2 protein-coding genes are annotated in these 13,674 nt (G+C 57.7%); both read left to right on the forward strand.

The window, feature by feature from the left end:
* Window positions 1-139: 139 nt before the first annotated feature.
* Window positions 140-838: an alpha/beta fold hydrolase gene (locus NST07_RS09480; RefSeq protein ID WP_342481430.1), complete on the forward strand. Its 699-nt coding sequence runs from the start codon at window positions 140-142 to the stop codon at window positions 836-838.
* A 156-nt stretch (window positions 839-994) separates the two neighbouring features.
* Window positions 995-13,198, forward strand: a complete 12,204-nt coding sequence (locus tag NST07_RS09485; protein ID WP_342481431.1) for an amino acid adenylation domain-containing protein — start codon at window positions 995-997, stop codon at window positions 13,196-13,198.
* The last annotated feature ends 476 nt before the right edge of the window (window positions 13,199-13,674 follow it).

The following is a 13,674-nucleotide window of genomic DNA, read 5'->3' on the forward strand; positions in this document are numbered from 1 at the left end:
AGCAGAATTTCAGCACAAGTTGCCACATATCAAGAAACCTCCAACCCCGCTGATGCGGGCTGGAGGTTTCTAGTCTGGATATCCTCAGTTAATTGGGGTTTTCTTTTCAATTATTAATAAAACATGAAAGAGATGGACTATGAAATTATTCTGTATACCTTATGCAGGTGGTTCGGCCTTCTTCTACAGTCAATGGTCAAGCTACTTAAACGGAATCGCTGAGATTATTCCTGTGGAGTTGGCTGGCAGAGGCAGGAGAGTGCACGAGCCGTTTTATCGATCCTTTGAAGAAGCAGTTGAAGATATTACGTCGCTTATTCTGCCGCAATTAAGTGGAGATCCCTATGGGATTTTCGGGCATAGCTTGGGGGCAATTCTTGCCTATGAAACGATTCATCAACTGAAAAGTAGGGGGTATAAGGAGCCTGATGCCGTTTTTTTCTCAGGAAGATCTGCCCCGCATGTACCAGACAAGGATGAAACCATCGTTCACACGCTCCCGGATGAAGAGTTTAAGCGGCACTTAATGGAATTAGGCGGAACGCCGCCGCAGTTTTTTGATAATACGGAATTGATGGATCTTTTTTTGCCTATTATCAGGTCGGATTTCCGGTTGTCAGAGACTTTTATGTTCAAAGAGAGAAACAGTAAACTCGGGTGTGACGTCTACATATTCTTCGGTTGCAAGGATGACACCCTGTCAGGAGATATAGAAGAGTGGGACCAAGTTTCTGATAACGCTTGCAAGTATGTTGGTTTTGATGGAGATCATTTTTTTATTCATAGTCATTCGCAATTTGTTATAGAGGCTCTTATGAAGGCTCTCAATTTCCGCTAATCGCAGCAAGATGTGTTTTTACAACAAGAACCTATAATCCAGGCCAATCATCATACTGCCTAATTCGACCTCACTTTCTCAGATTGGTTTGCGGTTGCCTTCAGAAGCATGCAGTTCATTCAGAGTCAGCATAATTAATGAGGGGGACTTACTTGTATGAGACCGTTAAGCGGGTGCAAATCTGCATTTCCATTAACGCACGCACAGAAGAGAATTTGGATGATGGAGCAGCATTATCCCGACACTTCGCTCAATAATATAACGCTGTATTTTATTTTTAAAGGAGAAGCGAATTTAGATTGGATTGAAGCAGCCATCCACTATAATCTTAGCAACCACGCAGGCTTTGGATTGCGAATCTCCCGCAACCAGAACGGTGAGCCCTATCAATATTATGTGCCCCATCATAAAACCCCGTTCCCACTAATCGATTTCAGTACTTCAAATAACCCTAATGAGGCGCTTGAGCTTTGGACGCAGCAGCAGGCGGCAATCCCCTTCCAATTCGAGAATAACCCTTTATATTACGTAGCCCTCTTCAAAATCAGTGACGATGAGTGCGGATATTTAATCAAGGCACACCACATCATTGCTGATGGATGGTCAGGGCAAGCATGGCTTCAGGATACACTGGCAATTTATGAAAAGCTGGCGAAAGGCGAAAACAATCCGGTTGGCAGATCAAGCAATTTTCTTGAATTTGCAGATCATGAAGATAATTATTTAAGGACTAACCGGTACATTAAAGACAAGAAGTTTTGGTTACACCGTTATCAGGACTATGAGTCCCCTACGGTTATGGGAACTTCCAAAGGGGTCACCGGCGATTCAGCTGGAACACGGAAATCATTCCTGCTGAACAAAGAGCTTTCTGACCGGATCAGGGAAAAACTTGATGAGAACCGGGTTTCACTAAACGCCTGGTTTGTCTCGTTAATGCTCGCCTATGTGAATCGGACGACAGGGCAAAGCGACTTAGTCATTGGGACTCCGGTCTTAAACCGTTCCGGAGCGAAAGAAAAATCTGTAATTGGTATGTTTGCCAGTACAATGCCGCTTCGGGTTCAAGTCAACGCTATGCAGAGCTTTGACTCGTTTAGCAGGGAAGTACAGCAGGAATTGATGTCATGTTACTTTCATCAAAAATATCCATACGATAATCTGGTGCAAGAATTAGAACTGCGTAAAAGGGGAATAGATCAGCTGTTTTCTGTTGTTGTAAATAATCTTGGCACCAGACTTGTGACGAATTTGGCAAACCTGACTGTAAAAGCGAACGAGGTTTACAATGGGCATCAATTTTATCCATTTCAGCTTATGATTAAAGACTGGTCTCTGACGGGTGAACTCGAATTGGCTTTTGATTATAAAGCTGACCATTCGGATGGAATTGTAGAACAGATATTTAGCTCTTTTACTGTCATGCTTCAGGATATCCTTGGGGAGCCTAGTCGTATGATTCAAGATATCCGTCTATTGGATGAAGTGGGGACCCGTCAGCTTACAGTTGGATTCAACGATACGGCTGCGGAGTATCCGCGGGAAGCAACGATTCACGGTCTGTTCGAGGAGCAGGTGGAGAAGACGCCGGATGCGGTAGCGGTAGTGTACGGGGATCAGCAGCTGACCTACGCGGAGCTGAACGCACGGGCCAACCAGCTGGCGTGGACACTTCGCGGGCAAGGTGTAGGGCCGGAGCGTATTGTGGCGATTATGGCGGAACGCTCGCTGGAACTGATTGTAGGGATCTATGGCATCCTGAAGGCCGGCGGGGCGTACTTGCCGATTGATCCGGCTTACCCGAAAGAGCGCATCCAATACATGCTCGGGGACAGCGGCGCGGAAGCGCTGCTGATTGACGCTGGCCTTGATCCATGCGGATTTGAAGGCGCGGTCATCGAGTTGACTTCCAGAAGACAGGCACAATCCGAGGCCAACCCGCCGCTAGAGCTGGATTCCCGGCATTTGGCGTATGTGATGTATACCTCGGGGACCACAGGCAACCCGAAAGGGGTCATGATGGAGCATCGCGCGGTCATTAACCGCCTGCAGTGGATGCAGAATTGGTACCGCATCGGAGAAGAGGATGTCATTCTGCAGAAGACGCCGATAACATTCGACGTTTCGGTGTCGGAGCTGTTCTGGTGGGGTATGACCGGGTCCAAGGTCTGCATGCTTTCGCCTCAGGGAGAGAAAGATCCGGCGGTGCTGGCCGAAACCATAGAGCGTCACGGGGTCACGGTGATGCATTTTGTGCCGTCGATGCTGAGCGTCTTCCTGGAGCAAGCCGGGCAAACGTTTAGCCCGGAGAAGCTCGGCAGCTTGCGCCGGGTATTTGCCAGCGGAGAAGCGTTGAAGCCGCAGCATGTGGCCGGGTTCTACAAGTTAATGGAAGGGAGCGGAGCCACGCTTCACAACCTGTACGGGCCGACGGAAGCAGCTGAGGTTTCCTATTTTGATTGCATGCCACTCGTCGCGGAAGCGACGGTGCCGATCGGCAAGCCGCTTGCCAATACGCAGCTGTACATTGTAGGTGACGACTTGCAGCTGAAGCCGATGGGCATTGCTGGTGAGCTGTACATCGCGGGGGACGGTCTGGCGCGGGGTTACTTCAACCGGCCGGACCTGACGGCGGAAAAATTCGTGGACAACCCGTTCGAGCCGGGGACGCGGATGTACCGGACCGGGGATTTAGCAAGATGGCTGCCGGACGGCAACGTGGAGTACCTGGGCCGGATCGACCACCAAGTGAAGATCCGCGGCTACCGGATCGAATGCGGGGAGATCGAAGCACAGCTTATGGCGCATGCGCAGATCCGCGAAGCGGTGGTCATGGCCCGTGAGGATGAGCAAGGACAGGCGTACTTGTGCGCGTACCTCGTAAGTGATGAAGCGGTTCCGGTATCGGAGCTGCGGGCGCAACTGGCAACACAGCTGCCGGATTACATGATCCCGTCCTACTTTGTGGAGCTGGAGAAGCTGCCGCTGACCCCTAACGGCAAAGTCGACCGGAAGGCGCTGCCAGCGCCGGACCGGGAGGCGAACAGCGAAGGCTATGAAGCACCGCGGGATGCGCTGGAGACGCAATTGGCGGAGTTGTTCGCAGAGGTGCTGGGGGTAAACGAAGTCGGCATCGGGGACTCGTTCTTCGAGCGCGGTGGTCACTCGCTGAAAGCGATGACGCTGGTGTCGCGCATACATCAGCAGCTGGCGGTGGAGCTGCCGCTGCGGGAGCTGTTCGCGCGTCCGACGGTGAGGGCGTTGGCGGACTATGTGCGCAGCACGGAGGAAAGCGATTACGGCCGGATCGAGCCGGCGGTAGCGCAGGTTTCGTACCCGCTGTCTTCGGCGCAGCGGCGGCTATACGTGCTGCATGAGGTGGAGCCGGAGAGCACGCGCTACAACATGCCGGGGGTCATGGAGCTAACAGGGCAGGTGGATGCGGATCGGCTGGAGGAAGCGATTCGCTCGGTCATCGCCCGTCACGAATCGCTGCGCACGTCGTTCACGTGGATCGACGGCGAACCGAGACAACAGGTACATGAAGACGTGGTGTTTGAATGGGTATGCCGGGAGGCAGATGAAGCGCAGGCGCGGGAACTCACCCGGAATTTTGTGCGGCCGTTCGAGCTGGATCAGGCGCCGCTGCTGCGGGCTGGGCTGCTGCGGCTGGCAGAGGAGCACCATTGGCTGGTGTGGGACATGCACCATATCGTCTCGGACGGCGTTTCGCTGAACCTTCTGGTGTCGGACCTTATGGCGGCGTATGCCGGTGAGGAGCTGACGCCGCTGCGGATCCAGTACAAAGACTACGCGGTCTGGCAGCAGGACACGCTCGGGGTAGAGCGGATGCAAGGGCATGAGGTGTACTGGCTGTCGGCCTATGCGGAGGAAGTGCCGGTGCTGGAGCTGCCGGCCGACCGGATGCGTCCGGCGGTGCTAAGCAGCGAAGGCGGACAGGTTCATGCGCAGATCAGCGCGGACGTAGCTGAGGCCCTAAAACGAATTGCCGCAGAGACCGGAGCCACGCTGTACATGGTGCTGCTGGCGGCCTATAACGTGTGGCTGCACAAGTACACGGGGCAGAGCGACATTGTGGTCGGGACGCCGGTGTCGGGACGGACGCATGGGGATACGGAGCCGATGATCGGGATGTTCGTGAACACGCTGGCACTGCGCAACGCCCCGTCCGGGGACAAGCGGTTTATGGACTTCGTGCGCGAGGTGAAGGAGCGGACGCTGGCGGCATTCGAGCATCAGGATTACCCGTTCGAGGAACTGGTCGAGAAGCTGAACGTACGGCGCGATAGGAGCCGCAATCCCTTGTTTGACACGATGCTGGTGCTGCAGAACATGGAGCAGGCGCGCTTTGGCTTGGCAGATGTTGACGTTCGTCCGGTCGAGCTGGACCACCGGGCGACGAAGTTTGACCTGACGCTGAACGTTGCGGAGAGTGAGCAAGGACTTCAGTTGTTGCTGGAATACAGCTGCGCGCTGTTCAATGAGGAGACAGCCGGGCGGTACCTGATGCACTTCGTGCAGCTCTTGTCGCAAATGGCCGGTCAGCCGGAAGCAAGCATTGGCTCGTATGAGCTTGTGACGACGGAAGAGAGGCAACAACTGCTGCATGCGTTCAATGACACAGCGGCGGCGTATCCGCGGGAAGCGACGATCCATGAGCTGTTTGAAGCGCAGGTGGAGAAGACGCCGGATGCGGTGGCGGCCGTGTACGGGGATCAGCAGCTGACCTACGCGGAGTTGAACGGGCAGGCGAATCAGCTGGCGTGGACGCTGCGCGGGCAAGGTGTGGGGCCGGAAACGATTGTAGCAATTATGGCGGAACGCTCGCTGGAGCTGATGGTAGGGCTTTATGGCATCCTGAAGGCCGGCGGGGCGTACTTGCCGATTGATTCGGCGCTGCCGGCCGAACGCATCCGGTATATGCTCGGGGACAGCGGCGCGGCGGTACTGCTGATTCAGCCCGGCCAGGATTCATGCGGATTTGAGGGGACGGTCATCGAGCTGACGCCTGGAGGGCGGGTGGAATCCGAGGCCAATCCGGAGCTTACGCCGGATTCCCGGCGGTTGGCGTATGTGATCTATACCTCGGGGACCACAGGCAACCCGAAAGGGGTCATGATTGAGCATCGCGCGGTCATCAACCGCCTGCAATGGATGCAGAACCGCTACCCGGTGGGAGAAGGGGACGTCATTCTGCAGAAGACGCCGATAACGTTCGACGTTTCGGTGTGGGAGCTGTTCTGGTGGGGGATGACCGGGTCGAAGGTCTGCCTGCTTCCGCCGCAGGGAGAGAAAGATCCGGCGGTGCTGGCCGAAACGATGGAGCGTTACGGGGTCACGGTGATGCATTTTGTGCCGTCGATGCTGAGCGTCTTCCTGGAGCAGGCCGGGCAAGCGTTTAGCCCGGAGAAGCTCGTGAGCTTGCGCCGGGTATTTGCCAGCGGGGAAGCGCTGAAGCCGCAGCATGTGAGCGGGTTCTACAAGTTAATGGAAGTTAGCGGAGCCACGCTTCACAACCTGTATGGGCCGACGGAGGCCACGGTCGATGTCGCGTATTACGACAGCGCTCCGACCTTCGCGGAAGCGGCGGTGCCGATCGGGGGGCCGATTGCCAATACGCAGCTGTACATTGTGAGTGACAACCGGCAGCTGCAGCCGATCGGGGTCGCGGGTGAACTGTGTATCGCGGGCGACGGTCTGGCCCGGGGCTATCTGAACCGGCCGGAGCTGACGGCGGAAAAATTCGTCGACAACCCGTTCGAGCCGGGTGAGCGGATGTACCGGAGCGGGGATTTGGCGCGATGGCTGCCGGACGGCAACCTGGAGTACCTGGGCCGGATCGACCAGCAAGTGAAGATCCGCGGGTACCGGATCGAGTGCGGGGAGATTGAGGCGCGGCTCATGGCGCATGCGCAGATCCGCGAAGCGGTGGTCTTGGCCCATGAGGACGAGCAAGGGCAGGCGTACTTGTGTGCGTATCTCGTAAGTGACGCGGCTGTTCCAGTACCGGAGCTGCGTACACACCTGGCGGCACAGCTGCCGGATTACATGATTCCGTCCTACTTTGTGGAGCTGGAGAAGCTGCCGCTAACCCCTAACGGCAAGGTGGACCGTAAGGCGCTGCCGGCACCGGACCGGGAGACGTACAGCAAAGGCTATGAAGCACCGCGGACAGCCCAGGAAGCCTTGATGGTATCGGTTTGCCAGGAGGTTCTGGGCATCAAGCGGATGGGCGTCAAGGATTCCTTCTTCGAGCTGGGCGGGGATTCGATCAAAGCCGTTCAGATCGCCGCGCGGCTGCGGGGGCATGGGCTGCACTTGGGGATCCGCGATCTGTTCCGGTATCCAACGATCCTGGAGCTGTGCCCTTATGTGCAAACGTTGGCGCACAAGATCGATCAGCGTCCGGTCGAAGGCGAAGTACGATTAACTCCGATCCAGCAAGGGTTGTTTGAGCGGTCGCCGCAGTTGCCGCACCATTATAATCAGGCGGTCATGCTGCATCGCCGGGACGGATTCGACGAAGGTGTCCTGCGCCGTGTGTTTGAACGGATCGCCCAGCATCATGATGCGCTGCGGATGAGGTACCGGGAAGAAGCGGGGGGCATCGTGCAGTGGAGCTGCGGGCCTCAAGAGGCGAGTTTCGGGCTGGACGTGATCGACTTGCGCGCGGAAACCGCGGTGGATACACGGATTGCGGCGGAAGCCGAGCGGCTGCAGCGGGGGCTGCATCTGGAGCAAGGGCCGCTGCTGCGCCTAGGGCTGATGAAGACCGGCGAGGGCGACCATCTGCTGATCGTCATCCACCATCTGGTGGTGGACGGGGTGTCCTGGCGGATCCTGTTCGAAGATGTGCAGACCGGTTATGAGCAGGCGGAGCGGGGCGAGGAGATCCGCTTTCCGGAGAAAACGGACGCGTTCCAGGCGTGGTCGGAGGCCCTGGCGCGCTATGCGGACGGCGGGGAACAGCTGCGGGAAATCGCTTATTGGAAGCGAATCGAGGAGACGCCGGCTGCGGCACTGCCGGCGGACGAAGGACCCCTGGAAGCGGAGGAGACCGGCGGAGCGGTGAGCATCCGGCTGTCGCAGGAAGAGACGGCGCAGTTATTGAACCAGGCGAATCGGGCGTACTACACGGAAATCAACGACATCCTGCTGACGGGGCTGGGCCTGGCGCTGCGGGAATGGACCGGTGAGGATCGGTTTGTCGTGGACCTGGAAGGGCATGGCCGTGAAGAGATCGGGGAAGCGGTGGATGTGAGCCGAACGGTGGGGTGGTTTACGACGATCGTGCCGACACTGCTTGACCTGGGGTCATGCGAGACGTTGCCGGGCTGCATCAAGCGGGTAAAAGAGGGGCTGCACAGCGTGCCGAACAGAGGGCTGGGATATGGCGTGCTGAAGTATATGACAGCCGCGGAGCACAAACAGGAGCTGAAGTTCGACCTTCGCCCGGAGATCTGCTTCAACTACTTGGGCCAGTTCGACCGGGACGTGACGACAGATCTATTCGAATCGTCGGCGTACGGGACAGGCAGCAGCATCGACCCGAACCTCCCGGGAGAGTACAAGCTGAACCTGAACGGGATGGTGATCGGCGGGGAGCTCGTGTTTACATGCGACTATGCGGCAGACACATACCGGAAGGAAACGGTGGAGGACTGGATGGCGTGCTACGCGGAACAGCTTCGCAGACTGATCACCCACTGCACCCGGCAGGCGCACAGCGAGAAGACCGCGAGCGATTTCAGTTTGGCGGATTTGGAGCCGCAGGAAGCGAGCGGCTTGCAGCAAGCCTACGGCTATAAGGTGCAAGACATCTATCCGCTGTCTCCGATGCAGGAAGGCATGTTGTTTCACGCTGAGCTGGACCCGGAGGCTGCGACGTATTTCGAGCAGTTTACGTTCCGGGTTGAAGGAACGCTGGATATCGCGGTATTCGAGGAAAGCTTGGGCCGTTTAACGGAAAGGCACGACATGCTGCGGACGGTGATCGTGAGCGAGCAGGTAGGGCGGCCGGTGCAGCTGGTGCTGCAGGAACGGGAAGTTGATCTGCGGGTGAGGGAAGGGTCAGGTGATCTGGAGACGATCCAGCAGGAAGACCGGCAAAGGGGCTTTGACCTGAGCCGGGATGCGCTAATGCGCGCCACGATTGTGATCGGGGAGAAGGGGTGTCAGCATGTCATCTGGAGCTTTCATCACATCATCATGGACGGCTGGTGCACGAGTATTCTGATGCAGGAGCTCATGGCGATTTATCGCGGGTTGCAGACGAAGCAGCCGATAGAGCTGGGGCCCGTGGAGCCGTATAGCCGATACATGCAGTGGCTGAACATGCAGGACAGGGAGGCGGCGCGGCAGTACTGGAGCCGGTACCTGAGGGACTATGAGCAACAGGCGAGTGTGCCGCGAGTGACAGGGGCAACAGGGCGAACAGAAGCTGAGCGGCAGGAGCATGCCTTCCGTCTGGATGTGGGGATGACCCGGGAGCTGGAGCGGTTGGCCCGCCAGGCCCAGGTGACGCTGAACACAGTGATGCAGACGATCTGGGGACTGCTACTACAGAAATACAACCAGAGCGATGATGTGGTATTCGGGGCGGTCGTATCGGGGAGACCGGCGGAGGTGCCGGGGATCGAGCGGATGATCGGCCTGTTTATCAATACAACGCCGGTACGGGTCAGCAGTTCCCCCGAGCAGAGTGTAACGGCACTGCTGCAGCAGGTGCAGGAAGCAGCGCTGGTCTCGGAATCACATAGCCATTATCCGCTGTATGAGATTCAGGGAATGAGCGCGCTGAAGCAAGGGCTAATCGACCATATTTTGGTGTTCGAGAACTATCCGATCGCCGAAGCGCTTGGCCAAGCAGGCGGGACGGCCGAGGCTGCGTTTGGAATCCGTGACGTTGAAGTATATGAGCAGACGAATTATGACCTAACCGTCGTGTTATTCCCGGGCGAAGCGATGTCGATTAATTTATGCTACAACGCCAAGGTATACGAGGGGATATTCATCCGGCGAATGGAAGGGCACATCCGGGAGATCGCGCAGCAAATGCTGGCGGATGCGCAGCGGCCGGTGGCCTCGATATCGCTTGTGACGGCGGAGGAGAAACAACAGCTACTGCACGGATTCAACGACACGGCGGCAGAGTATCCGCAGGAAGCGACGATCCACGGTCTGTTCGAGGAGCAGGTGGAGAAGACGCCGGATGCGGTGGCGATCATGTACGGGGATCAGCAGCTGACCTATGCGGAGCTGAATGCGCGGGCGAATCAGCTGGCGTGGACGCTGCGCGGGCAAGGTGTGGAGCCGGAAACGATTGTAGCAATTATGGCGGAACGCTCGCTGGAACTGATGGTAGGGCTTTATGGCATCCTGAAGGCCGGCGGGGCGTACTTGCCGATTGATTCGGCGCTGCCGGCCGAACGCATCCGGTATATGCTCGGGGACAGCGGCGCGGCGGTACTGCTGATTCAGCCCGGCCAGGATTCATGCGGATTTGAGGGGATGGTCATCGAGCTGACGCCTGGAGAGCGGGTGCAATCCGAGGCCAATCCGGAGCTTACGCCGGATTCCCGGCGTTTGGCGTATGTGATCTATACCTCGGGGACCACAGGCAACCCGAAAGGGGTCATGATTGAGCATCGCGCGGTCATCAACCGCCTGCAATGGATGCAGAACCGCTACCCGGTCGGAGAAGGGGACGTCATTCTGCAGAAGACGCCGATAACGTTCGACGTTTCGGTGTGGGAGCTGTTCTGGTGGGGGATGACCGGGTCGAAGGTCTGCCTGCTTCCGCCGCAGGGAGAGAAAGATCCGGCGGTGCTGGCCGAAACGATGGAGCGTTACGGGGTCACGGTGATGCATTTTGTGCCGTCGATGCTGAGCGTCTTCCTGGAGCAGGCCGGGCAAGCGTTTAGCCCGGAGAAGCTCGTGAGCTTGCGCCGGGTATTTGCGAGCGGGGAAGCGCTGAAGCCGCAGCATGTGAGCGGGTTCTACAAGTTCATGGAAGTTAGCGGAGCCACGCTTCACAACCTGTATGGGCCGACGGAGGCCACGGTCGATGTCGCGTATTACGACAGCGCTCCGACCTTCGCGGAAGCGGCGGTGCCGATCGGGGGGCCGATTGCCAATACGCAGCTGTACATTGTGAGTGACAACCGGCAGCTGCAGCCGATCGGGGTCGCGGGTGAACTGTGTATCGCGGGCGACGGTCTGGCCCGGGGCTATCTGAACCGGCCGGAGCTGACGGCGGAAAAATTCGTCGACAACCCGTTCGAGCCGGGTGAGCGGATGTACCGGAGCGGGGATTTGGCGCGATGGCTGCCGGACGGCAACCTGGAGTACCTGGGCCGGATCGACCAGCAAGTGAAGATCCGCGGCTACCGGATCGAGTGCGGGGAGATTGAGGCGCGGCTCATGGCGCATGCGCAGATCCGCGAAGCGGTGGTCTTGGCCCATGAGGACGAGCAAGGGCAGGCGTACTTGTGCGCGTATCTTGTAAACAACGAAGCTGTTCCGGTAACGGAGCTGCGTGCGCACCTGACGGCACAGCTGCCGGATTACATGATCCCGTCCTATTTTGTGGAGCTGGAGAAGCTGCCGCTCAGCCCTAACGGCAAGGTCGACCGCAAGGCGCTGCCGGAGCCGCAAGGACAGATTCAGGCGGGAAGCGAATATGTGGCGCCGCGCAGCAAGATGGAGGCGAAGCTGGCAACGATTTGGCAGAACGTGCTCCAAGTCGGACAAGTCGGGATCCAAGACAACTTCTTCGAGCTGGGCGGGGATTCGATCAAAGCCGTTCAGATCGCCGCGCGGCTGCGGGGGCACGGGCTGCACTTGGGGATCCGTGAGCTGTTCCGGTATCCGACAATTCTGGAGCTGTGTCCGCATGTGCAGAAGTTGGCGCGGCAGATCGATCAGCGTCCGGTCGAAGGCGAAGTACGATTAACTCCGATCCAGCAAGGGTTGTTTGAGCGGTCGCCGCAGCTGCCGCACCATTATAACCAGGCGGTCATGCTGCATCGCCGGGACGGATTCAACGAAGTCATTCTGCGCCGTGTGTTTGAACGGATCGCCCAGCATCATGATGCGCTGCGGATGAGGTACCGGGAAGAAGCGGGGGGCATCGTGCAGTGGAGCTGCGGGCCTCAAGAGGCGAGTTTCGGGCTGGACGTGATCGACTTGCGCGGGGAAACCGCGGTGGATACACGGATTGCGGCGGAAGCCGAGCGGCTGCAGCGGGGGCTGCATCTGGAGCAAGGGCCGCTGCTGCGCCTAGGGCTGATGAAGACCGGCGAGGGCGACCATCTGCTGATCGTCATCCACCATCTGGTGGTGGACGGGGTGTCCTGGCGGATCCTGTTCGAAGATGTGCAGACCGGTTATGAGCAGGCGGAGAGGGGCGAGGAGATCCGCTTTCCGGAGAAAACGGACGCGTTCCAGACGTGGTCGGAGGCCCTGGCGCGCTATGCGGACAGTGAGGAACTGCTGCGTGAAATCGCTTATTGGAAGCGAGTAGAAGAGATGCCGGCTGCGGCACTGCCGGCGGACGAAGGACCCCTGGAAGCGGAGGAGACCGGCGGAGCGGTGAGCATCCGGCTGTCGCAGGAAGAGACGGCGCAGTTATTGAACCAGGCGAATCGGGCGTACTACACGGAAATTAACGACATCCTGCTGACGGGGCTGGGCCTGGCGCTGCGGGAATGGACTGGTAAGGATCGGTTTGTCGTGGACCTGGAAGGGCATGGCCGGGAAGAGATCGGGGAAGCGGTGGATGTGAGCCGAACGGTCGGCTGGTTTACGACGGTCGTGCCGACACTGCTTGACCTGGGGGCGTCGGAAACGTTGCCGGGCTGCATCAAGCGGGTGAAAGAGGGGCTGCGCAGCGTGCCGAACAAAGGGCTGGGATATGGCGTGCTGAAGTATATGACAGCTGCGGAGCACAAACAGGAGCTGACATTCGACCTTCGCCCGGAGATCTGCTTCAACTACTTGGGCCAGTTCGACCGGGACGTGACGACAGATCTATTCGAATCGTCGGCGTACGGGACAGGCAGCAGCATCGACCCGAACCTCCCGGGAGAGTACAAGCTGAGCCTGAACGGGATGGTGATCGGCGGAGAGCTCGTGTTTACATGCGACTATGCGGCAGACACATACCGGAAGGAAACGGTGGAGGGCTGGATGGCGTGCTACGCGGAACAGCTTCGCAGACTGATCACCCACTGCACCCGGCAGGCGCACAGCGAGAAGACCGCGAGCGATTTTAGTTCTAGTGGATTAGATATTGATGAAGTAGAGAACATTTACTCATTGCTTGAACAAGTAGACTAGAGCATGTCTTCAAACTGGAAGAGCTCTGGGGAAGCAAGGATTTAGAATTGAAAGTAGGGCCCAAAAGCCCGCAGCGGGTTCATTTACCCGTAACGCACAGGAGGTGCTATGGAGAGTAAAATCCCTGTTTATTCTCTTTTGCGGACCCAGGCGACCTTATCTGCTCTGCATTCTATCTAAAAACGGCCATCAGGGAGAAATAACTGCGCTGGAGTCCTTGTCCTCCTGTAACAGGCTAAAAGCCCCAAATCAAGTACAGCTCGGTCCGTTTGTACTCAGAGCCAGGAATACACTTTCCAGTCACACACACACCTTCGGAAGAAGAGCGAAGTCTTTGAAACACCGAGACGTAAGCCTCCACCGAAAAACTACCTAGTGGCGAAACGCCTTTCTCCGCATGTGATCAGAAAATGGTACTGTACCCAAGATTCCTTAGGGCATACAGCGGCAGGTTTTGGCGGAGAAGCGGTTTGAAG

This window comes from Paenibacillus sp. FSL L8-0340, from assembly GCF_038593145.1.
Taxonomy (GTDB): domain Bacteria; phylum Bacillota; class Bacilli; order Paenibacillales; family Paenibacillaceae; genus Paenibacillus_AQ.

Excerpts from the sequence above, each read along its gene's own strand:
- NST07_RS09485 (WP_342481431.1), top strand. The coding sequence starts at position 995 with ATGAGACCGTTAAGCGGGTGCAAATCTGCATTTCCATTAACGCACGCA.
- NST07_RS09480 (WP_342481430.1), top strand. The coding sequence starts at position 140 with ATGAAATTATTCTGTATACCTTATGCAGGTGGTTCGGCCTTCTTCTAC.